Source organism: Streptomyces sp. NPDC017095 (genome assembly GCF_044332325.1).
GTDB lineage: Bacteria > Actinomycetota > Actinomycetes > Streptomycetales > Streptomycetaceae > Streptomyces.
In genome coordinates this window covers 214,828-234,956 of sequence record NZ_JBIROU010000006.1, presented here as the reverse complement: position 1 = coordinate 234,956, position 20,129 = coordinate 214,828, and the positions used below count along the sequence as shown (strand labels likewise).

The window sequence follows — 20,129 nt, the reverse complement described above, 5'->3', positions numbered from 1 at the left end:
CGGTTCACCGTTCGGGGGCGGGCTCGGTGAGTTCGGGTTCCAGGCCCTCGGCCACCGGGGCGCGCTGCCGGCCGGCTTCGGCACGCCACGCCTCGAAGGCCCAGGTGGTCAGGGCGACGACGGCCAGGCCCAGCAGCCAGCCGCCCAGCACGTCGCTGAACCAGTGCACCCCCAGGGCGACCCTGGTGAAGCCGACACCGAGCACCGAGACCACGGCGACGCACCAGCAGGCGGTCCGCAGGGCCCGCGGGATCACGGGCAGCAGCACCAGCAGGAGGACGGCGAAGGACGTGGTGGCCGTCATCGCGTGACCGGACGGGAAGGAGTAGCCCGGGGCGTGCGCCACCGGGTCGTGCAGCGCGGGCCTGGCCCGCTCCACCACCGCCTTGACCAGCACGCCCACGAGACCGCCGGCCACCGCGGTCGCCGCCGCCCAGGCCGCCAGGCGCCACGCCCTGCGGTGGAGAAGCCAGCCGGTCAGGACCGCGACGGCGGCGCGGAGGGTGACGGGGTCCCAGACCCGGTCGGACAGCAGGTGCAGGACGCCGGTCCAGGCCGGGTGGCGGACGGCGACTTCGTGCAGGTGCCGCGCGGCACCGACGTCGACGCGCCGCAAGGGCCGCCACTCTCCTTCGACCAGGGTCAGCAGCAGCCCGAAGGCCACCGCGGACACCGCGGCGACGGCCGCGGCGGCGAGCAGCCGTGCGCCGAACCTGCGGTCGGCCCGCCGGCGGCGGGCGCCGAGGCGTCGCAGGGCGGTCCGTGTGGTCCGTGTGGTCATTCAGACTCCCGGATCGGCTTGGACCGGGCCGGGGCGCCGGCCGCGCGCCGCTTCCAGCTGGGCGGCGAAGGACAGTCCGAGGAACAGGGCGATGGAGGTCAGGTAGGCCCACAGCAGCAGGGACATGAAGGCGCTGAGCGGGCCGTAGACGGTGTTGAAGGAGCCGCTGAGGTCCAGGTAGAGGCTGAGCAGCCAGGTCAGTGTCATCCACAGCACCAGGTACACGGCGGCGCCGAAGGCGAGCCAGGTGTAGCCGGGCTGTTTGCGGCGCGGCGCGCGGCGGAAGACGGTGCTGGCGGAGATCAGGGCGAGCAGCAGCCCGAAGGGCCAGCGCAGCAGGGTCCAGGCCCGCTGGGCGCTGTCGTCGAGGTGGTAGACGGCGACCGCAGCGGAGGCGAGGTCGTCGCCGGCGACCATGACGACGAAGCCCAGGCCGAGCGGGAGCCCGGCGCCGACCGACATCACCAGACCGCGCAGGTACTTCCGGTGGAAGGGGCGGTCGCGTTCGTTGCCGTAGATCCGGTTGGCGCCGCGTTCGATCTGGCACATGGCGGTGGTGACGTTGACCAGCGAGAAGACGGCGCCGAACCAGAGGGCGACCGCGGCTCCGTCGCCCGCGGTGCGCCGGCTGCGGGCGAGCGCGTCGTCGACGACGTCGGCGCTGGGGCCCCGGGCGATCCGGTGGATCGTCAGTTCCGCGAGCCGGCCGATGCCCTCGGTGTGCAGCGCGGTGGACAGGCCGACGAAGGCGATCGCCAGGGGGACGACGGCCAGCACCGTCTGGAGGGCGAGGGCGCGGGAGTGACTGAACCCGTCGGCGTAACGGAAGCGGAGGAAGGCGTCCCGCAGCAGGGGCCAGCCGCCGTAGCGGCGCAGGGCCGCCCACGCCTCGTCGGCGGACAGCTCCTCCCCGCTCATGTCCCGCGTCTCGGGAACCTTGGTCGCGGTACCCATTCATTCCCCCCGGGCCGGCAGCAGCATGGTCAGGGCGCCGGGCCTGACCTCCGCGGTCAGCCGGCGCCCGGATGTCACCGGATCGCCGTCCAGTTCGCGCGGCTGGGGCGTGCCGAAGGTGAACTCGGCACGCCGGAAGGTGAAGAACTCCACCGGCGCGCCGCCCGGCCGGCCCGTCCGCTGCGGGACGGTGTCCGCCGCCGGGGCCGGGCGGGCCGCCCCGCCCCGCCACAGCGTCCACACCGCGCGCAGCCAGCCGGCCGGCCCGTGCGGGTTCAGGAGCAGCAGGTCGAGCCGTCCGTCGTCGGGACGGGCCTCCGCCAGCAGCCTCAGACCGCCCTGTACGGTGCCGACGTTGCCGAGGAGCACCATGCGGGCCGTCCGGCGCAGGACCGGCGCGTCGTCCAGCCGGACGCTCACCTCCATCCGGGGGGTGCGGAGCACGCGCAGCAGCGCCACGGCGTAAGCGGGCCAGCCCAGCAGGGACTTGGTCCGGCCGCCGGCGTTGGCCCGCTCCAGCATCGCGGCGTCCAGACCCGCGCCGGACATGGCGGCGAAGTGGGTCGCGGGCAGCCCGTCGCCCTCGACGCGGCCCAGGTCGACGCGGTGGACGGCACCGCGTAGCGCGGCGTCGAGCGCACCGGCGGGGCTGAGGGGCAGACCGAGGTTGCGGGCCAGCAGGTTGCCGGTGCCACAGGGCACCAGGGCCAGCGGGATCCCGCTGTCCGCCAGGGCGTCGGCCGCCGCCCGGAACGTACCGTCCCCGCCGCAGACCACCACGAGCGCCGCGCCCGCGCGGGCCGCCTCGGCCGCCTGTCCGCCGCCGGGGTCGGCGGCGGTGGTCTCCAGGAACACCGGTGCGGTCAGGCCGTGGTCGTGCAGGACCCGGCGCAGGGCGTCGCGGTCGGCCCGGCCGGTGACGGTGGGGTTGCAGATCACGGCGGGGTGGCCGGGCAGCGGCTCCGGGCGGGACGCGAGGGCGGAGAGCGCGCGTGCCCCGGGAGCGGTCACGCGACCGTCCGCGAGCACGGCGGACCCCACGACCAGCAGCGACAGGGTGCCGTTCACGACACCGCCCACGACGTCGGTGGGGTGGTGCATGCCCCGGTAGAGCCGGGAGGCGCCCACCAGGAGGGGCAGGACGCACAGCAGACCGGTCACGATCCCGCGCCACGGGCCGCGCAGCCGGGTGAACGCCAGCACGGCCAGGCCGCCGTAGAGCGCGGTGGCCGCGCCGGTGTGACCGGAGGTGTAGCTGGAGGTCGGCAGCGAACCGTCGAGACGGTGCACGTCCGGGCGGTGCCGGTCCACCACGACCGTGATCACCAGGAAGACCAGCGACTGCGCGGACACGGCGAGGGCCAGGAACACGGCCTGCCGCCACCTGGGCAGTCCGGGCAGCAGGAGCAGGGCCAGACAGCTCACCACGGTGACGCCGATCACCGTCCCGGTGTTGCCGGCCTCCGACACGACCGAGGACAGGGCGGTGAGGGAGCCCGTGCGCATCCGCTCAAGGGCCTCGTCGACCCGGTCCTCGGCCGTCAGGGGCCACAGACCGCGGGCGGGGCCGGTGATCAGCAGACCGATGCCCACCAGCAACGCGGTCTGGCAGGCGGTCAGCGCGACCATCCAGGCGGCGGCCCGGCCGGTCCCGCGCGCCCCGCCCACGGCCGCGACGGCGCCTTCCCCGGGTCTCTCACCGTGCAGCTCGGCGGGTGTCCCCGATACAGCGGTCGGCATGCGTACTCCCGTGGTCGACGTCTCGCGGTGATGCGGCGGTGAGCCGGAGGTGCCGCCCTCCGGCTCACCGCGTATGCCCGCTGAACACGGGAGCAGACAGGACCCGTGCGGCGCACCGCCGCACGGGGTGGGCCGCCGGGAGTGCGGGAGGGCCCGCAGGGCATGCTGCTTCTCGGACCCCCGCGGGCACCCGCACCGCATCCGGCCCTGTGAACGAACGGGAGAGACGACGTGATACTCGACGGCATGCCGACGGCCCCTGCCCGCGGCTCCGCGGCCGACGCGGCGGCACGCAAGCAGCGGTTGCGCCGCCGCCTGGAGCGGCTGATCGGCATCGCCGCCACCGAAGGCAACGAACTCCTCCCCTTGCGCAACGGCGACGAGATCTTCCCCGCGATGCTCCGGGCGATCGGTTCGGCCCGGCACACGATCGACATGATGACGTTCGTGTACTGGCGCGGCCAGATCGCCCGGGACTTCGCCCACGCCCTCGCCGACCGCGCCCGCGCGGGGGTGCGCGTCCGGCTGCTGCTGGACGGGTTCGGCGCCAAGGAGATCGAACGGGACCTGCTGGACGTCATGGACACGGCCGGCGTGCAGGTGGCCTGGTTCCGCAAGCCGGTCTGGCTGTCGCCGTTCAAGCAGAACCACCGGTGCCACCGCAAGGCGCTCGTCATCGACGAGCACACCGCGTTCACCGGGGGCGTCGGCATCGCCGAGGAATGGTGCGGGGACGCCCGCGGCCCGGAGGAGTGGCGCGACACCCACGTCCAGGTCCGCGGCCCCGCCGTGGACGGCATCGCGGCCGCCTTCGCGCAGAACTGGGCCGAGTGCCACGACGAACTCTTCGACGACCGCGACCTCTTCACCGAGCACCCGCAGCCGGGCTCCTCGGTCGTCCAGGTGGTGCGCGGCTCCGCCAGCATCGGCTGGCAGGACATGCAGACCCTCATCCGGGTGATGCTCACCTCCGCCGAGGAGCGCTTCCGCCTCGCCACCGCCTACTTCGCGCCCGACACCTACTTCATCGACCTGCTGTGCCGGACCGCCCGGCGGGGCGTGCGAGTGGAGATCCTGCTCCCCGGCCCCCACACCGACCAGCGTGCCTGCCAGCTCGCCGGCCAGCACCACTACACCCGGCTGCTGGAAGCGGGCGTGCGCGTCCGCCAGTACCAGCCGACCATGATGCACGCCAAGATCATCACCGTGGACTCGGTCGCCGCGCTGATCGGGTCCACCAACTTCAACCGGCGCTCCATGGACCACGACGAGGAGGTCATGCTCGCCGTACTGGACGAGAAGTTCACCGCCGTGCTCGACCGCGACTACGACGCGGACCTGCGGCACAGTGTCGAGATCGACCTCGACCGCTGGAGACGCCGGAACATGCTCCAGCGCGCCAAGGAAGCCGCCGTCACCCCGATCCGGCGCTTCCTGTGACCGGACGCCCGCCGGGCCGGCGCGGGGCGCGGACCGCTCGCCTCCGCACCCGCCGCGCCGGGCGGCCTACTCGTCCGAGAGCGTGAGGTCCGGTACCCGCCAGGCCGCGATCAGGAAGGCGACAAGGGCCACCGCGGCGCCGGCCAGGAAGACGACCCGCATCGAGGCGACGTACCCCTCCAGGAAGGGCAGCGCCGCACTCGGGTCGAGCGCGCGCAGGAAGGCCGAGTCCTCCAGGTCGACACCGCCGGCGGGCCGCACCACACCCGCCAGGGCGTGCGCGTTGCCGGGTTCGGCCAGCAGCCGGCGGTAGCCCGGGTCGTGGCGGGCGTCGGCCAGCCGGTCGGCGATCCGGCCGGCCGCCGTGGAGAACAGGACGGACAGGAACGCGGCGGTGCCGACCGTGCCGCCGTTGGACCGGAAGAAGTTGACCGAGGCCGTCGCCGCGCCCATGTCCGCACGGGGCACCTCGCTCTGGGCGAGCGTGGTCAGCGTCTGCATCGTCGCGCCGAGCCCGGCGCCCATCAGGGCCATGCCGAGCGCCACCTGCCAGAACGGGCTGTCCACGCGCAGCGTCGCGAAGACGGCCATCGCGGCGGTGAGCGCGCCGGTGCCGGCGACGAGATGGACCTTGAACCGGCCGGTCCGCGAGATCAGCCGGCCCACCAGCAGCGTCACCGCGAGATTGGCGAAGACCGTGGGCAGGCCGGCCACGCCCGCCGCCATGGGGCTCATGCCGCGGACGAGCTGGAGGTAGAGCGGCAGCGTCGTCATCGCGCCGAACATGGCTATGCCGACGACGAAGTGCAGCCCCACCCCCAGCCGGAACGCCCGGATGCGGAACAGCCGCCCCGGCAGCAGCGCGGCGTCCCCCGCCCGCCGCTCCACCAGGACGAACACGGCCAGCCCCACCGCGCCGACCGCGTACAGCGCCAGGGCGCCGGGCGAGGCCCAGCCCCAGGCACGGCCCTGCTCGGCGACGGTCAGCAGCGGCACGAGCCCCACCGCCAGGGCGAGCGCCCCCGGATAGTCGAGCCGGTGGCGGACCCGGCGGTGCGGGAAGCGCAGCACCCGGACGATCGTCACGGCCGCCGCCGCGGCGAGCGGCACGTTCACCAGGAAGATCCAGCGCCAGCCGGCGATGCCGAGCAGCTCGGCCCGGTCCGCGAACGCGCCGCCCACCAGCGGTCCGGCGATGCTCGCGCCGCCGAACACGGCCATGAAGTAGCCCTGGTAGCGGCCTCGTTCGCGGGGCGTGGTGATGTCGGCGACGATCGTCATCGCCAGCGACATCAGCCCACCCCCGCCGAGCCCCTGCACCGCGCGGAAGGCGGCCAGTTCGTAGACCGACGTGGCCGCACCGCACAGCAGCGATCCGACGGTGAACAGGGCGATCGCGGCGAGGTACACGGTGCGGCGGCCGTGGATGTCGGACAGCTTGCCGTACAGCGGTGTCGCGAGGGTCGCGGTGATGAGGTACGCGGTGGTCACCCACGCCTGGGCCGTCAGCCCCTGGAGGTCGTCGGCGATGGTCCGCAGCGCGGAGGAGACCACCGTCTGGTCCAGCGCCCCCAGGAACATGCCGAGCACCAGACCGGACATGACGGTGGTGATCTGCCGGTGACTGAGCCGCGGGGACGCGTCCCCGGAAGCGCCCTGCCGCCGGGTGTCGGAGAAGGTCACAAGTCGTCCTAGGGGAAGGGATCGTCAGGAGGTCTCGGGGGCGGTCCCGCGTGCCCGGCTAGCCGGCGATCCCCTCCAGGTCGTCGACCGCCTGCTCGACGTCCGGCAGGGTCAGCATCGCCAGCCGCGCCGAGCGGGCCCGCGCCCGGGAGACGGGGTCGGCGAGCAGCTCGCGGCACACTTCGGCGATCCCGCCCGCGCCGCGGTCGGTGATGTGCCGGCCGAGGCCCAGCTCCACCACGCGTTCCGCGTTGGCGTGCTGGTCCCCGAAGTGCGGCAGCACCGCCAGCGGTGTGCCCGTGCGCATGGCCTCGCGGATGCTGTTGAACCCGCCGTGGGTGACGAACAGGTCGACCGACTCCAGCAGCAGCGGCTGCGGCACGCGCTCGGTGACATGGACGTGCCCGGGCAGTGAGCCGGTGTCCAGGGGAACCCCCGACGTCGACACGACCACCGTGCAGTCGTCCAGCTCGGCCGCCGCGTCCGCGAACGCGCGCAGGGTCTCGGCGGTGTCCGGCACCTTCACCGGCAGCGACGCGGCCGGGTCCGCCAGGTGCTCGCGGATCGACGGCAGGGCGGTGCCGATCGCGGCGTACACCAGCGCGCGGTCCGTGGGCAGCTCGGCCGCCCACGGGGGCAGCACCGCGCCGCGCTCGACGTCCACCGTCTGCCGGTAGGACCAGGTCGGCGGCAGGTGCCGGGCGAAGGAGAAGGCGGGCGGTACGTAGTCGACCCGGCCGTGCGGTACGACGGACAGCGGGTCGTCCGGCGCCGCGAGCCCCAACTCCTCGCGCCGCTCGTTGAGCTGGGGCAGCAGCTCGGCCGGGTCCATGATGTTGCTGAACCCGGAGGGCGTCGGAAGCTGCGGCACACCGAGCAGCTCGGCCGTGAGCACCGCGCTCATGTCCATGCCGTCCCGCAGGATCAGATCGGGGCGGAACTCCCGGGCGAGGGGCAGCAGGATGTCCAGCTGCGTCTTGACGCCCGGTCCGGCCAGCCCGCGCGTCAGCAGCCGGGACATCTCCGGGGACGGCTGGGTCATGTCGAGGGTTTCCGGGAGCGTGGAGAGGTAGGGGCCGATCATGGCCAGCGGGTTGAACCGGGGCAGCGCGGCGGTCACCTCCACGTCGTCGTCACGGAAGACCGCGACGAGGGACTCGGTGGTGGCCACCAGCACCTGGTGCCCGGACTTGGCCAGCGCGCGCAGCAGAGGGAGCTGGGCACGCCCGTGGGAGGGGCTGCCGAGCGTGGTGCACAGAACCCGCATGGGGTGAACCTTTCCGTCGAGGACTTCGGGAGCCTGGGACCGGTGGGACGCCGAGGCCGTGAGTCGGTGGAACGCCGGGAATGTGAGGGAGCGCCTGGAGCAGGACGCCGGTGTCCGCGCGCGCGCCTTACGGCACCCGCACGGCTGACGCGGGGCGTCCGATGCCCTGCCAGCTCAGCCCGGCCCGCGCGAGCAGGTCCGGGTCCAGCAGGTTGCGGAAGTCGTGGACCTCGTGGCCGGCCATGCGCGCGGCGATCGCCGCCCAGTCGAGGTCCCGCAGCTGCGGCCACTCGGTCAGGACCAGGCAGGCCGCCGCGCCCTCCGCGGCCCGCACCGGGTCGTCGACCAGCTCGACCAGATCGCTCAGGTCGGGTCGCTGCTCGCGCAACGCCGGGTCGTACGCGGTGAGTTCGGCGCCCCGCTCGCGCAGCAGCCGGGCGACGGCGAGAGCGGGCGAGTCCCGCAGGTCGGAGGTGCCCGCCTTGAAGGTGATGCCGTACAGGGCGAGCCGTACGCCGTGCAGCGAGCCGTCCCCGCCGCGCCCGCACGCGGCGGCGACCCGTTCCACGAGCTGGCGCTGGTGGGCGACATTGGTCTCGATGGTGGCGCTCAGCAGCGGGAAGTCGACACCCGAGAGGTCGCACACGGTCAGCAGGGCGTGGGTGTCCTTGGGCAGGCAGGAGCCGCCCCAGCCCGGCCCGGGCCGCAGGAACGCCGAGCCGATGCGCGGGTCGCGCCCGATCCCCTCGGTGACATCGGCGATGTCGGCGCCGAAGCGCTCGCAGAGGGTGGCGAGGTTGTTGGCGAACGACAGCTTCATCGCGAGGAAGAAGTTCGCCGCGTACTTGGTCAGTTCGGCGCTGGCGGGGTCGGTGAGCACGAGCGGCGCGTCCAGTTCGGCGTACAGGGCGGCCACGCGCCGGGCGGCATCCGGGTCGGCGGCGCCGATCACGACGCGGTCGGGGTGCAGGAAGTCGTGGACGGCGCGGCCCTCGCGCAGGAACTCGGGGTTGCTCACCACGGTCACGTCCGTCCGGCCGAGCAGCGCGGCGACGCGTTCGCACGTGCCGACCGGCACGGTCGACTTGTTGACGACGACGCAGCCCGGCCGCAGCACCTCGCGGATCTGCGACGCGACGGCCTCCACGGCGGCGAGATCGGCCGCGCCGCCCGCTCCCATGGGGGTGGGCAGGCACAGGAACACCACGTCGGCCTCGGCGACGGCGGCCGCGGTGTCGCCGGTGAACTCCAGCCGGCCCGCGTCCAGGCCGTCCCGCACGGCCTCCGGGAGACCGGGCTCCAGGATGTCGACCTGGGCCGCGCGCAGCCGTCCGACCTTGTGCGGGTCGGCGTCGGCGCACACCACCTCGTGCCCCAGGGAGGCCAGGCAGGCGCCGGTGGTCAGTCCGACGTATCCGGTTCCGATCACGGCGACATGTCGAGCAGGCACAGATGATCACCACTTCCGGTCGGTGGGGCCCGCGCACGGCGGCTTCGCGAAGACACGGCTCCGACCCGGCGCGGCTCGGACAAGACGCGGCTGGGACGGGGCGCGGCTTCGGGAACGGGCGGCGAGGACGCGCGCCGCCGCATCGTGCGGGAGACCAGGAACGGGCCGACTCCGTCGTGCGGCCCGGCACAGCGGGTTCTCAAGTCATCAATCGTTGACCTGTCTCAGATTTGACAGGTGACACGAACGCAAGTCAACGCTTGGTGACTTACGTCGGCGACTTTGAGACAGTCGCTTCACCCGGGAACATGGTGCGGACAGCGGGACGTCCGCGACGACGGAGGTGCGGTGACGTGACGGCAGCAGACGAGGGCGAGACGTCGAAGGCGGAGGTCTGCCGGCCCGCCCACAAACGCTCGGCCCCGGCCACACGCACCGCCCTCAGGTCCGCCGCGGCGTTCCGCTTCGGCAAGTACGGCTACGAGGGCACCAGCGTGCGCGACATCGCGGGCGACGTGGGCGTGGACGCCGCCCTCGTCTACCGCTACTTCGGCTCGAAGGAAGCGTTGTTCAACGACGTGGTGGGCGCGGGGAAGATATTCGAACCGCTGCTGGAGGAGCCCGTCGAGACGATCCCCGACTGGTTCTGCGCGCTGCTCTCGGGCGCGCCGAACAACGGCGCCTTCCCCCATCCCGTGCTGACGGTGCTGCGGTCCTCCGGCCGGGACGAGGCGGTGGCGCAGCTGCGGGCGGACTTCACGGACGTCTTCACCAAACGGCTGGCCTCCCGCCTCGGCGGTCCCGACGCCGATCTGCGGGCGGAACTGCTGGCGGCCTGGATGCTCGGCACCAGCCTGATGCGCACCGAGATCCGCCCCCCGGCCCTGATCTCGGCGCCGGACGCCACCGTGGAGCGGTATCTGCGGGCGGGCATCGAGGTCCTGCTGTACCCCGCACCACGGGACGGTGAGGAGACGGCGGAAGCGGCGGACGGGGAACCCGTCACCGACGGGCACTGACCCCGCGGGCCGGCGGCCCCGGGGGACTACTCCACGGGAGGCAGCGCGGCCCCGGGGGACTACTCCACGGGAGGCAGCGCCGTACGGAAAGCGCGTCCGCCGCCGCGCCGCGGGGTACGCCACCGGCATGACCCTGTCGGTGGGCCTGGTGTCCGAGTCGGTCCTGCGCGATGTGATCGGCCAGTTGGTCAGAGTGATCGAGTCCGCAGGCGCGCTGATCATCTTCCTCGGGGCCGTGTGGGCGTTCGCGCGGTTCGTCCGGGAGGGTGTGCGCGGCCGCGGGAAGGCGGACGGGTTCAACCGGATCAGGCTGAGCCTCGGGCGCTTCCTCGTCCTCGGCCTGGAGTTCCAGCTCGCCGGTGACGTGCTGCGCACGGCGGTCGCGCCCAGCTTCGCCGAGATCGGCCAGCTGGCGGCCATCGCGGCCATCCGGACCGCGCTGAACTACTTCCTCGGCCGGGAGATCGCCCAGGAGCGGGCCGAGATCGAGCGCGCGGCCGCGCGGAGCGCCGGGACCCCGCCGGCGTGAACACGTGGCCGGAGAACGCGGCCGTGCTGACCGCGGGGCTCGGTCTCGTCGCCGCGGCGACGGCCTGGCGCCTGGCCGGCGCCCTCCGGCAGGGACTGGCCGTCCTGCTCGACTTCCTGACCGCAGCGGGCCTGCTGAGACTGGCCGGCACACCGTCGTGGGACACCATCGCCCTGGCAGCGACGGTAATCACCCTACGCAAACTGCTCAGCGCCTCCCTGACTCCGTCCGCCCCGCCCCGGACCACGCCTGCGCGAACCCGAACCACCGGCCGGGGCCGATGGCGATTTTGACAGTGCCGGGGGAAGGGGACGATGGGCCGGTGGCGGCGTTGCCGACCGGTCTCGGTAGGGCGCGGGCGGCTTTGATACGGCGTGGGTGGGCGGGTCCCGGTGTGGCCCGGTCCCCGTCGCGGACCGGGCGTCGCCGCCGGGTACGAGGGCGGCCGCGTGCGTGTGCAGGCCGTGACCGTCGGCCGGGGCCGGCGGTGGTGGCGCGGGCGGGCGTTCGGCAACGCCTCGGTGTCGCGCGGCCCCGCCGGGCGCCCGGGACGGCCGTGCGGCGCGCGGTGGTCGCGCGCCGCGGGCGGGGGCGAGTCCGGTGGTGCTTCAGCCGGTGTGTCCGGTGGACGCGGTCGGGGCGGTGACGCCGTGGGCGGTGACCAGCCGGGCGCTGCCCTCGGAGAGCCGGTAGCCGAGGCCGACGACACCGGTGTGCCCGGAGGCGACCTGGTCGGCCAGGACACGGGACCGGTCCAGGAGCAGGTCCGTGGTGTGCTGGATGTGGGCGTCGATGAAGTCGCTGTCCGAGGTGAGGCCGGCGGCGCGGGCGGCGAGCACGCTGGGGGTGACGCGTTCGACGACGTCCCGTACGTATCCGGCGGCCGGGAGCCCTTCCTCGACGGCGGCGCGGGCCGCTGCGACGGCGCCGCAGGAGTCGTGTCCGAGCACTACGACGAGGCGGCAGTCCAGCACGCTCGTGCCGTACTCGATGCTGCCCAGCACCTCCGGACCCAGGACGTGCCCGGCGGTGCGGACCACGAACAGGTCACCCAGGCCCTGGTCGAAGATGATCTCGGCGGCCAGCCGGGAGTCCGAGCAGCCGAGCAGCACCGCGAAGGGCTTCTGTGCCGGGGCGAGTTCGGCCCGCCGTGTGGCGTCCTGGTTGGGGTGGCGCGGGGCACCGGCCACGAATCGCTGATTGCCCTCAAGCAGGGTCTCGAGCGCCTGAGCAGGGGAGAGAGGAGTCGATGCCATGGCGGAAGAGTACGAGACGGCCCGCCGGGCCGCGCGATCAGGGTCGGCACTGTGCCCGGCGGCGGGCCGCCGGGCGTCCGGCGCGGTCAGGCGTGCAGGGCCTCGCGGAGGGCGGGGTAGCAGGCGATGAGGGTGTCCAGCTCGACGAGCCGCACCGTGCGCATCACCGAGTCCTGGACGCCGGCCAGCCGCAGCCAGCCGCCGGCCCCGGTGAGGGCCTGGTGGGCGGAGATGAGGAGGTTGATCCCGCTGGAGTCCATGAAGGTGACCTGACGCATGTCGATCACGGCACGCGGCGCCGGCCCGAGGCGGTGCACGTCCAGGGCCTGCTGGAGCGGCCCGGCGGTGTGGTGGTCGAGCTCGCCGGCGACGGTGAGCACGTGAACACCGTCGGTGGCGGTGGACACGACTGTCAGAGGACCCACTTCACACTCTCTTCTCGTCTCCACCGCTTCTCCTCGACAAGAGGCGTCTGCCGACGGGCCGGTTTCCCGACCGGGAGGCTGTCCTGATAGTACGGGAGCCACACCCGGAAGACTGAGCGGACCGGGCGGGTAGGGCGTGAGGCGACGAGAGCGCGGGTAGACGCCGGGGCGAAGCGGTAGTGAAGGCGGCCTGTATGGAAGCAGTGCGCTCGTGCGATGACGGGACCAGACTGGAGGACACCGAGCCGATAGAGATGACAGCTCTCCTGGACGGAGACGGCAGCTGCATCGCCGAAGCGCGGCACCTCGCGGTGGACTTCCTGACCGGCCTGCGTACGCACGGCGGGTCACGGGTGTCGGCCCGCGCGGTGGATCTGACGCAGCTGGTGGTGAGCGAGCTGATCACCAACGCCCGCAAGTACGCGCCCGGTCCGGTGCGGATGAGTCTGCGCATCGTCCGGGACGCGGTCGAGGTGGTGGTGCGGGACTCGGAGACCGCGCTGCCGGTGGCCCGGGCCGCGGACCCGGACCGCGTGGGCCAGCACGGCCTGGAGATCGTGATGGCGGTCGCGCAGTCCTTCACGGTGGTGCGCGAACCGCTGGGCAAGAGCGTCATCGCCCGGATCGCGCTGGCCGACGGCCGGGACGGGTGACCCCGCCGCACGCCGCCGGCCCCCGGCCGGCGCCACCGTCCTGAGGGGTGTGCCGGCGCCCGCGCCGAGACCGCGACCCCGGCCGCCCGCGCCGTACGGCCGTACGCCTACGCCCGCCATACGCCGCGCTCCCAGGGCCGCTCCGGGGCCGCTACGGCCGCCAGAGCCGCCACGAAGGCCCCGGAGCGGCGTCGTTCGGCCCTGTCCCCTGTCCGGGCAGGCGGGGGCCTACGGCAGCAGACCCCACGCCCATGGGGCACCGGGACGCGCCCCAGGCCCGGTGTCACCCCGTCGGGGCGCCCAGGGACCAGCCGGAGATGTCGCTGACCCGGCCGCGCCACAGCGGCGCGGTGGGAGTCGTGGGAGCGGACAGGAAGGTGACGTCCACCAGATGGATGAACGACTGCCGTCCGCCCGGCTCGCCGCCCATCTGCCGCAGGGCGTCCTGCACGGTGTGCGGTAGCTGCGCCACCACCTCGGACCGTTCCTGCCGGGCCGTCGCCTCCGACACGACCTCCTCCCAGCGGTCCGCCCAGGCCACGGGACTGACCAGATGACCCGCGATGATGCCGCCCGGCATGGTCAGACAGACGGCCACGCTGGCCTCCGGCTGGGAGACCACCAGCTGGAGCAGGATGTCCAGCTGGGCATCGGCCACCCGGTCCGGGGAGTGCTCGCTCATGCAACGTTTCCCTTCGCGCCTGCCACGGCAGGAGGACTTGGAGGACTGCTTCCACAGCCGGAGGGCTGCCCGGACGCCTCCGCCCGGGAAATTCGGGCGTGTCCGCCCGGCCCGGACGGCGGTAGGCGGCCCGCCGACGCCTGGCCGCTTACCCGTACCCGCCCCGAACATGCGGCGAGGGCCGGACCGGGCGGCCCCGGCCCGTGCAAAGCCGGTGTGCGCGGGTACGCGGTGTCACAAGCCGGGGCGGTCCGGCTGCCGCGTGGGGAACCAGCGCGAACCTCCCGGCCGGGCGGCCCCGGCCCTCTCCGCCCCGTGCCGCCGTGCCTGCCGGTCAGGCCGCCCCGGTGCCGGGGCGGATCGTGAAGACCTGGTCGAGACCGACGATGGTCAGGATGCGCAGGAAGTCGGCGGGTACGGCGGCCAGGGCCACGTCGGCGCCCGCGGACTGGGCGTACTGGCGGGCCGCGAGGAAGACGGTGATGCCGGTGGAATCACAGTGCTCCAGGCCGAACAGGTCGAACACCAGGCACTGGCCCGGTGCCAGCGAGAGGCGTTCGACCTCCTGGCGCAGGCTGCCGGCCTGGTCGTAGTCGAGTTCACCGGCCACCCGCAGCAGGGGACCGTCGGGAGTGTCTTGGCGGGATATGTGCAGCGGTGTCATCGGGGCTGGTCCGTTGCCGGGAGGGGACGCGGTCGGGCGGCGGGGACGCCGAGGGCGAGCAGGGCGGTGTCGTCCTCCAGCCCGTCGCCGAAACCGCCCAGCAGCCCGGCCAGCGCGCTGATGACCTCCCCGGCAGCGGCGGGGGCGTGCCGGGCGGCGAACTCGTGCAGGGCCTCGTCGCCGTAGAGGCTGTCACGCGTGGCGCCGGTACGGGCCTCGGTGAGCCCGTCGGTGTACAGCAGGAGCGTGTCGCCGGGGGCGAGCGTGGCCTGGGCGGTGACGAACGGGGCGGTGGGCAGGACGCCGACGAGCAGACCGCCGGGGGTCGGCAGGAAGTCGGCGTAGCCGCCCGCGCGCAGGACGAGGGCCGGCGGGTGGCCGCCGGAGGCGAGGCGGACGTGCACGTGGCCGTCCGCGCCGGGCTGGAGGGTGCCGAAGATGGCCGTGCAGTAGCGGGGATCGCCGCTCGCGGCGTACCGCTCGTGCAGGACGGTGTTCAGCGCGGTCAGGGCCGCGGCTGGTTCGGGGGCGTGCTGGGCCGCGGCCCGCAGGGTGTAGCGGGTCAGGGAGGTCAGGGCCGCGGCCTGGGGACCCTTGCCGCACACGTCACCGAGGAAGAATCCCCACCGGTCCCCGTGCATCGGGAAGAGGTCGTAGAAGTCGCCGCCGAGCTGGTCCGCCGAGGCGGTGTGGTAGTAGACGGCCGACTCCAGGCCGGGCACGTCGGGCAGCGAGGCGGGCACGAGGGACTGCTGGAGCACGGTGAGCGCGTCGGCGAGCCGGGCCCGGTCGGCCTCGGCCTGCCGGCGGGCCTCCTCGGCCTCCGCCCGCGCGCGTTCCGCCTCCGCCCGCGCGCGCTCGGCCTCGACGCGGGCCCGCTCGGCGTCCTGGCGGCGCCGCAGCAGTTCCTCCTCGTACGCGCGCCGGTCGGAGGCGTCGAAGACGGTGGTGCGGATCAGCAGCGGATCGCCCTCGCTGCCGTGCTTGACCTGGGAGGAGACCAGCACGGGCAGCCTGCCGCCGCCGGCGGTCCGCATCTCCAGGGCGATGCCGCCCAGCTCACCCTGCATGCGCAGCAGCGGGGCGAAATGCGTCTCGTGGTACAGCTTCCCGCCCACGGTGAGCAGATCAGCGAAACGCTTCTTCCCCACCAGGTCCTCGCGCGTCAGCCCGAGCCAGTCCAGCAGGGTGGTGTTGATCTTGGCGATGGTGCCGTCCATCATCGTGGAGAGGTAGCCGCAAGGCGCCAATTCGTACAGCTCCTCGGGGCTGTCCTCCAGCAGCGCGGTGAACGCCGCGTCCGTCCCCAGGTCGCCATCCGCTCCGGACGGGTCGGGCCCCCCGCCCGTACAGCACATCACCTCACGTCCCCGAGGAAGTCGAGCAGCGCCCGCGCGGTGGCCTCCGGCGCGCTGAGCTGCGGGCAGTGCCCGGTGGCGTCCAGGGTGACCAGGTGGGAGCCGGGGATCGCGGCGTGCACGAAGGCGCCGACCTCGCGCGGGGCGATGACGTCCTCGACGCACTCCAGCACCAGCGTCGGCACGGTCACGCTCTTCAGGTCGGCGCGGCTGTCGGACAGGAACGTGGTGCGGGCGAAGACACGGGCGATGTCCGGGTCGGTGGCGCAGAAGCTGTTCGTCAGTTCCTGACCCAGTTCCGGCCGCTCGGGGTTGCCCATGATCACCGGGGCCATGGCGGAGGACCAGCCGAGGTAGTTCGACTCCAGGGAGTCCAGCAACTCGTCGATGTCCTGCGCGGTGAACCCGCCCCGGTACCCCTCGTCGTCGATGTAGCAAGGAGAGGGCGTCACCATGGCCAGCGCGGCGATCCGCTCCGGTGCGGCCTGCGCCGCCAGCACCCCGACCATGGAGCTGACCGAGTGGCCCACGAAGACCGCGTCCCGCACGTCCAGTGTCTCGCACACCTCGACCACGTCGCGGGCGTAGCCGTCCAGCGAGGAATAGCGTTGCGCTGTCCAGGCCGACAGGTCCGAGCCGCCGGAACCCACGTAGTCGAACAGCACGACCCGGTAGCGCTCCGCCAGGGCCGGCACGACCAGACGCCACATGTTCTGGTCACAGCCGAACCCGTGCGCCATCACCAGCACCGGCCCGTCGGACGGGCCCGTGACCGTGACGTTGTTCCTGCGGCGAATATCCATGTCGGTCATCCTTTCATCTCTTTGGCCCTGGTATCGCCAGATTGCCCGCGGACGGGCGGACCGTCGGCGCGCGGGTGCCGGCCCCTGCTGTGTGCGGCCCGTCGCCCGGGGTAGACGACGATCACACCCGGACGTCGATCCCCGGAGGGAGAGCCGTGGAAAAGGGCAAGCAGATCACCGGTGCGGTCCGCGAGAAGCTGGCGCGGGAGATGAAGGAGCAGTACGAGAAGGGCCTGTCCATACGCGCCATCGCCGAGGCGCACGGACGGTCATATGGGTTCGTCCATCGCGTGCTCAGTGAGACCGACGTCCCGCTGCGCACCCGGGGCGGAGACCGTGCGGCGGTCCGGCGGCCCGAGGAGGCCGGCCGTCCGCGGTAGGCGGACCCCGCCGCGTGCGGGCGCGCGGCACCCGGGCCGGGACGGCCCACGCCCCCCAGGCGGGGCCTGGGGGGCGTCGGCGTCAGTTGGTGGCGAGCATGCCTTCGCGCAGGCGGGCCAGGCAGCGCGAGAGCAGCCGCGAGACGTGCATCTGCGAGACGCCGAGACGTTCGCCGATCTGGGCCTGGGTGAGTTCCTCGACGAACCGCCAGTGGATGATCTGCCGGTCGCGCTCGCCGAGGTCGGCGATCATCGGGGCCAGGGCGCGGAAGTCCTCCACCAGCTCCAGGGCCGCGTCGTCCATGCCGATGAAGTCGGCCAGGGCCGTCTCGCTCTCGTCGTTGGTGCCGAGGGCGGCGTCCAGGGAGGCGGCGTTGTAGCCGTTGGAGGCGATGCGGGCCTCGATGACCTCGTCCTCGCCCAGGCTCATCAGCTCGGCGAGTTCCTTGACGGTGGGGGTGCGGCCCAGGCGGCTGCGGAGTTCCTCGGTGGCCTGGGCGAGGTGCACGCGGGCCTCCTGGAGGCGGCGCGGGACGTGCACGGCCCAGGAGGTGTCCCGGAAGAACCGCTTGATCTCGCCCACGATGTAGGGCACCGCGAAGGAGGTGAACTCCACCTCGCGGGATATCTCGAACCGGTCGATCGCCTTGATCAGCCCGATCATGCCGACCTGGACGATGTCCTCCATCTCCTCCGGGTTCCGGCTGCGGTAGCGGCCGGCGGCGAAGCGGACGAGGGACATGTTCATCTCGATCAGCGTGTTCCGCGCGTACTGGTACTCGCGCGTGCCTTCTTCCAGTACCGCCAGGCGGTCGAAGAACAGCCTGGACAGTTCCCGGGCGTCCTTGGGCGCCACCTTGGCGGGGTCACTGATCTCCGGCAGCGCCTGCGTACCCTCCTGGGTGCTGCTGACCGTCGTCATCATCGTTCGTGCCCCTCCCGACTTGCGCCCGGACCACTCTCTGCGGTCCGGTGAGGCCGCGCCTACCCCGGTCCCGGGCGATCATGCGCAGGGGACGCGAAAGAAACCCTTCACCGGCGGCCCTGCCCATCGGCTGCCCCCGCACCGGCGTCGTAGACCAGGAGTCCGTCGCTCCGCAGGCGCGCGCCCGGTATCGGGGTGTGTGCCGTGAGGCGTCCGTCGTGCATCAGGTGCAGGACGCGGGCGCCGCGCGCCAGGACGGCGAAGTCGGCGATCAGCCGCCGGTGGCAGCGCCACCACACCGCCTCGCCGCACATCACGGCCGTACGCTCCGCGTCCGCCTGCCGCATCAGGACGTCCATGGCGGCGAGGAACTCCGCGTCGCGGGTGTGAGCGGCGTAACCGCGGAAGGAGTCGTTGCGCCAGACGGTGTCCGGCGAGTCCGGCGGCGGCCTGCGCCATCCGCCCAGCCGCGGTTCCCACCGGTAGGCGATCCGCTCCCCGGGCAGCCACCGGGCCAGCCGCTGCCGGGACAGGTCCGGGTCCCGGCGGCTGCCCGGTGCGGTCCTGACGTCCACCACGGCGGCGACGCCCGCCTCCCGCAGCAGCGCCGCCAGCGCCTCCCGGCCGGCCGTGCCGTGGCCGAAGGTGAGCAGTTCCCCACGCGGCTGCGCGCTGCCGTCCGCGGGCCCGGTCCGGACGTGGCCCATGTACCGAGTGCACCACGTTCCGGCCGCCGCGCCACTCGCGCGGGTGGCCCGGCAGCGGCCGGGCCCTGGACGCCGGCGGATCTCAGCGCTCCGGCGGCGCCGTCTCCAGGACGGTGAGGAGTTCGGCGAGTGCCGGCAGGGCGCGCTCCAGCGCCTCGCGGTGCTGCGGGGCGAGATCCTCCAGCGCGCGCCGCAGGGTGGCGGTGCTGGTGCGGTCGTAGCGGTCGAGGATCTCCACGGCCGTGGGGGAGGCCGTGAGGCGGACGGTGCGCAGGTCGGTGGCGGACGGGGTGCGCTCCACCAGGCCGGCGGCGGTCATCGTCCGGACGAGGTTGCTGACCGTGGACGGCGCGACGCGCAGTCGGGCCGCGACCTCGCGCGGGGTCGCGGCGCCGGTCTCGGTGAGGGTGCGCAGCAGTTCGATCTGGGCCTCGGGCAGGTCGGGCAGGTTCACGGTGCGGCGGGTGCGCAGCACGGCCCGGCGCAGGGGGCCGAGGAGCCGGCCGAACTCGGTGGCGGTGTCCATGGGGGACATTGTGACGGACCCGATTGGTTTTGAAACAAAACTGTTTTGTGGCAAAATTAGCTGTGCGGGGCGCCCGGCCGCGGGCGCCCCGAGGATCACTGAGGAGTCGCACCATGACCGGAACCGGAGCATTCGAGACCACCGTCGCCCAGCCCGTCCCGCCACAGGACCTGTCCGGGATCGTCGGCCACCGCTTCATCTACACGTACGCCAACGGCTGGCAGTACGAGATGTACGTGAAGAACGACCACACCATCGACTACCGGATCCACAGCGGCCACGTCGGCGGACGGTGGGTGAAGGACCAGGAGGTCGACCTGGTCCGGCTGGACGACGACGTCTACAAGGTCTCCTGGACCGAGCCGACGGGCACGTCCGTCTCCGTCAACGTCCTGCCGGGCAAGCGCCGGCTGCACGGCGTCATCTTCTTCCCGGACTGGATCCGGGAGCACGGGGAGCGGACCGTGCTCTACCAGAACGACCACCTGGACGAGATGCGCAAGTACCGCGACGAGGGCCCGACCTACCCGATCTACGTGGTCCCCGAGTTCGCCCGCATCACCCTGTTCGAGTACGTCGGCGCGGACGACGAGTCGGTCGTCTCCGTCGCCCCCGGCGACCTGCCCGCCGGCTGGTCCCACCGCACCAACTGACGCGCCCGTTCCTCCGCGCCGGCACCTGCCGACACCGGGCCGCGCCGTCCCGCGTCCGGATGCGCCGTCCGCCGGGCCGGACGGCGCGCCCGCCGCGCCGGTTCGGCATCCTGGGGGGAGACGGCCACGGGGCCGCAGCCGGAGCCCGTGGCGCCTGGGCGGCGCCGCCCAGGCGCCGGCGGAGAGTCCGGCCGCTTCGGCGGGCCTGTCACGCACTTCCCGGAAGGAGTCGGA

The 20,129-nt window shown here is 73.4% G+C and carries 22 protein-coding genes; 7 read left to right on the top strand and 15 right to left on the bottom strand.

The features are described 5' to 3' along the window. Positions 1-4: 4 nt before the first annotated feature. Genes ACH4OA_RS14285 through ACH4OA_RS14275 form a run of 3 tightly spaced genes read right to left on the bottom strand, consistent with a single transcriptional unit; the run spans position 5 to position 3,475 of the window. On the bottom strand, positions 5-781 hold the full coding sequence (locus ACH4OA_RS14285; protein ID WP_397969186.1) for a phosphatase PAP2 family protein: 777 nt from the start codon (positions 779-781) through the stop codon (positions 5-7). After that, positions 782-1,735: a YihY/virulence factor BrkB family protein gene (locus tag ACH4OA_RS14280; RefSeq protein ID WP_397969184.1), complete on the bottom strand. Its 954-nt coding sequence runs from the start codon at positions 1,733-1,735 to the stop codon at positions 782-784. Beyond that, entirely contained in the window at positions 1,736-3,475 is a 1,740-nt protein-coding gene (locus tag ACH4OA_RS14275) for a diacylglycerol kinase family protein (protein ID WP_397969183.1), read from the bottom strand. A gap of 246 nt (positions 3,476-3,721) precedes the next feature. Between ACH4OA_RS14275 and ACH4OA_RS14270 the strand changes: the two genes are divergently transcribed. Continuing rightward, a complete protein-coding gene (locus ACH4OA_RS14270; protein ID WP_397935954.1) occupies positions 3,722-4,915 on the top strand; it encodes a phosphatidylserine/phosphatidylglycerophosphate/cardiolipin synthase family protein in 1,194 nt (397 codons plus the stop codon). 66 nt (positions 4,916-4,981) lie between these two features. Here ACH4OA_RS14270 and ACH4OA_RS14265 read toward each other — a convergent pair whose 3' ends face one another. From ACH4OA_RS14265 to ACH4OA_RS14255, 3 genes are all read right to left on the bottom strand, one after another. After that, entirely contained in the window at positions 4,982-6,598 is a 1,617-nt protein-coding gene (locus tag ACH4OA_RS14265) for an MDR family MFS transporter (RefSeq protein ID WP_397969181.1), read from the bottom strand. Between the two features lie 58 nt (positions 6,599-6,656). After that, on the bottom strand, positions 6,657-7,865 hold the full coding sequence (locus ACH4OA_RS14260) for a glycosyltransferase (RefSeq protein ID WP_397969179.1): 1,209 nt from the start codon (positions 7,863-7,865) through the stop codon (positions 6,657-6,659). A 127-nt stretch (positions 7,866-7,992) separates the two neighbouring features. Then, positions 7,993-9,294, bottom strand: a complete 1,302-nt coding sequence (locus ACH4OA_RS14255; RefSeq protein WP_397969177.1) for a UDP-glucose dehydrogenase family protein — start codon at positions 9,292-9,294, stop codon at positions 7,993-7,995. Between the two features lie 374 nt (positions 9,295-9,668). Between ACH4OA_RS14255 and ACH4OA_RS14250 the strand changes: the two genes are divergently transcribed. The 3 genes from ACH4OA_RS14250 (at position 9,669) to ACH4OA_RS14240 (ending at position 11,156) form a co-directional block, all read left to right on the top strand. Next, a complete protein-coding gene (locus ACH4OA_RS14250) occupies positions 9,669-10,334 on the top strand; it encodes a TetR family transcriptional regulator (RefSeq protein WP_365880507.1) in 666 nt (221 codons plus the stop codon). Between the two features lie 127 nt (positions 10,335-10,461). Next, the gene (locus ACH4OA_RS14245; protein ID WP_397935946.1) at positions 10,462-10,863 is read left to right on the top strand and encodes a DUF1622 domain-containing protein; all 402 of its coding nucleotides are present in this window, start codon (positions 10,462-10,464) and stop codon (positions 10,861-10,863) included. Further along, the gene (locus ACH4OA_RS14240) at positions 10,860-11,156 is read left to right on the top strand and encodes a hypothetical protein (protein ID WP_397969176.1); all 297 of its coding nucleotides are present in this window, start codon (positions 10,860-10,862) and stop codon (positions 11,154-11,156) included. Before ACH4OA_RS14245 ends, ACH4OA_RS14240 begins: the two co-directional genes overlap by 4 nt. A gap of 315 nt (positions 11,157-11,471) precedes the next feature. On the opposite strand, the gene ACH4OA_RS14235 is transcribed toward ACH4OA_RS14240, so the two are convergent. Together ACH4OA_RS14235 and ACH4OA_RS14230 are read right to left on the bottom strand one after the other, a co-directional pair. Continuing rightward, positions 11,472-12,119, bottom strand: a complete 648-nt coding sequence (locus ACH4OA_RS14235; protein ID WP_397969174.1) for a carbonic anhydrase — start codon at positions 12,117-12,119, stop codon at positions 11,472-11,474. Positions 12,120-12,205: 86 nt separating this feature from the next. Next, positions 12,206-12,526: an STAS domain-containing protein gene (locus ACH4OA_RS14230; protein WP_397935942.1), complete on the bottom strand. Its 321-nt coding sequence runs from the start codon at positions 12,524-12,526 to the stop codon at positions 12,206-12,208. A 212-nt stretch (positions 12,527-12,738) separates the two neighbouring features. Between ACH4OA_RS14230 and ACH4OA_RS14225 the strand changes: the two genes are divergently transcribed. Next, positions 12,739-13,197, top strand: a complete 459-nt coding sequence (locus ACH4OA_RS14225; protein ID WP_397969173.1) for an ATP-binding protein — start codon at positions 12,739-12,741, stop codon at positions 13,195-13,197. Between the two features lie 283 nt (positions 13,198-13,480). On the opposite strand, the gene ACH4OA_RS14220 is transcribed toward ACH4OA_RS14225, so the two are convergent. The 4 genes from ACH4OA_RS14220 to ACH4OA_RS14205 all read right to left on the bottom strand — a co-directional run bounded on the left by ACH4OA_RS14220 (position 13,481) and on the right by ACH4OA_RS14205 (position 16,704). After that, positions 13,481-13,879 carry a hypothetical protein gene (locus ACH4OA_RS14220; RefSeq protein ID WP_397935938.1) on the bottom strand — a complete coding sequence of 133 codons (399 nt, stop codon included), beginning with the start codon at positions 13,877-13,879 and terminating at the stop codon, positions 13,481-13,483. A 334-nt stretch (positions 13,880-14,213) separates the two neighbouring features. Then, positions 14,214-14,543 (bottom strand): STAS domain-containing protein, encoded by a 330-nt coding sequence (locus ACH4OA_RS14215; RefSeq protein ID WP_365882139.1) that lies wholly within the window; start codon positions 14,541-14,543, stop codon positions 14,214-14,216. After that, positions 14,540-15,901, bottom strand: coding sequence for a PP2C family protein-serine/threonine phosphatase (locus ACH4OA_RS14210; protein ID WP_397969369.1), 1,362 nt, complete (start codon positions 15,899-15,901; stop codon positions 14,540-14,542). Before ACH4OA_RS14210 ends, ACH4OA_RS14215 begins: the two co-directional genes overlap by 4 nt. Next, complete coding sequence (locus ACH4OA_RS14205; protein WP_397946466.1) at positions 15,901-16,704, bottom strand: alpha/beta fold hydrolase; 804 nt, start codon at positions 16,702-16,704, stop codon at positions 15,901-15,903. The genes ACH4OA_RS14210 and ACH4OA_RS14205 overlap by 1 nt, the downstream gene beginning before the upstream one ends. A 155-nt stretch (positions 16,705-16,859) precedes the next feature. Between ACH4OA_RS14205 and ACH4OA_RS14200 the strand changes: the two genes are divergently transcribed. Continuing rightward, positions 16,860-17,084: a helix-turn-helix domain-containing protein gene (locus ACH4OA_RS14200; protein WP_397935936.1), complete on the top strand. Its 225-nt coding sequence runs from the start codon at positions 16,860-16,862 to the stop codon at positions 17,082-17,084. Positions 17,085-17,166: 82 nt separating this feature from the next. Here the strand turns inward: ACH4OA_RS14200 and ACH4OA_RS14195 are convergent, their stop codons facing one another. The 3 genes from ACH4OA_RS14195 to ACH4OA_RS14185 all read right to left on the bottom strand — a co-directional run bounded on the left by ACH4OA_RS14195 (position 17,167) and on the right by ACH4OA_RS14185 (position 19,242). After that, positions 17,167-18,009, bottom strand: coding sequence for an RNA polymerase sigma factor SigF (locus ACH4OA_RS14195; RefSeq protein ID WP_397935934.1), 843 nt, complete (start codon positions 18,007-18,009; stop codon positions 17,167-17,169). Positions 18,010-18,116: 107 nt separating this feature from the next. Continuing rightward, a complete protein-coding gene (locus tag ACH4OA_RS14190) occupies positions 18,117-18,716 on the bottom strand; it encodes a DUF488 family protein (protein WP_397969171.1) in 600 nt (199 codons plus the stop codon). Positions 18,717-18,798: 82 nt separating this feature from the next. Next, positions 18,799-19,242, bottom strand: coding sequence for a MarR family transcriptional regulator (locus tag ACH4OA_RS14185; RefSeq protein ID WP_365882131.1), 444 nt, complete (start codon positions 19,240-19,242; stop codon positions 18,799-18,801). Between the two features lie 113 nt (positions 19,243-19,355). Between ACH4OA_RS14185 and ACH4OA_RS14180 the strand changes: the two genes are divergently transcribed. Then, positions 19,356-19,895: a phenolic acid decarboxylase gene (locus ACH4OA_RS14180; RefSeq protein WP_397969170.1), complete on the top strand. Its 540-nt coding sequence runs from the start codon at positions 19,356-19,358 to the stop codon at positions 19,893-19,895. Positions 19,896-20,129 lie beyond the last annotated feature (234 nt).

Bases quoted from the DNA above. Each gene is read 5' to 3' on its own strand.
- ACH4OA_RS14245 (WP_397935946.1), top strand. From the start codon at position 10,462: ATGACCCTGTCGGTGGGCCTGGTGTCCGAGTCGGTCCTGCGCGATGTG.
- ACH4OA_RS14210 (WP_397969369.1), bottom strand. From the start codon at position 15,901: ATGTGCTGTACGGGCGGGGGGCCCGACCCGTCCGGAGCGGATGGCGAC.
- ACH4OA_RS14180 (WP_397969170.1), top strand. From the start codon at position 19,356: ATGACCGGAACCGGAGCATTCGAGACCACCGTCGCCCAGCCCGTCCCG.
- ACH4OA_RS14235 (WP_397969174.1), bottom strand. From the start codon at position 12,119: ATGGCATCGACTCCTCTCTCCCCTGCTCAGGCGCTCGAGACCCTGCTT.
- ACH4OA_RS14280 (WP_397969184.1), bottom strand. From the start codon at position 1,735: ATGGGTACCGCGACCAAGGTTCCCGAGACGCGGGACATGAGCGGGGAG.
- ACH4OA_RS14275 (WP_397969183.1), bottom strand. From the start codon at position 3,475: ATGCCGACCGCTGTATCGGGGACACCCGCCGAGCTGCACGGTGAGAGA.
- ACH4OA_RS14260 (WP_397969179.1), bottom strand. From the start codon at position 7,865: ATGCGGGTTCTGTGCACCACGCTCGGCAGCCCCTCCCACGGGCGTGCC.
- ACH4OA_RS14285 (WP_397969186.1), bottom strand. From the start codon at position 781: ATGACCACACGGACCACACGGACCGCCCTGCGACGCCTCGGCGCCCGC.
- ACH4OA_RS14190 (WP_397969171.1), bottom strand. From the start codon at position 18,716: ATGGGCCACGTCCGGACCGGGCCCGCGGACGGCAGCGCGCAGCCGCGT.
- ACH4OA_RS14225 (WP_397969173.1), top strand. From the start codon at position 12,739: ATGGAAGCAGTGCGCTCGTGCGATGACGGGACCAGACTGGAGGACACC.
- ACH4OA_RS14195 (WP_397935934.1), bottom strand. From the start codon at position 18,009: ATGATGACGACGGTCAGCAGCACCCAGGAGGGTACGCAGGCGCTGCCG.
- ACH4OA_RS14215 (WP_365882139.1), bottom strand. From the start codon at position 14,543: ATGACACCGCTGCACATATCCCGCCAAGACACTCCCGACGGTCCCCTG.
- ACH4OA_RS14270 (WP_397935954.1), top strand. From the start codon at position 3,722: ATGCCGACGGCCCCTGCCCGCGGCTCCGCGGCCGACGCGGCGGCACGC.
- ACH4OA_RS14220 (WP_397935938.1), bottom strand. From the start codon at position 13,879: ATGAGCGAGCACTCCCCGGACCGGGTGGCCGATGCCCAGCTGGACATC.
- ACH4OA_RS14185 (WP_365882131.1), bottom strand. From the start codon at position 19,242: ATGGACACCGCCACCGAGTTCGGCCGGCTCCTCGGCCCCCTGCGCCGG.
- ACH4OA_RS14205 (WP_397946466.1), bottom strand. From the start codon at position 16,704: ATGGATATTCGCCGCAGGAACAACGTCACGGTCACGGGCCCGTCCGAC.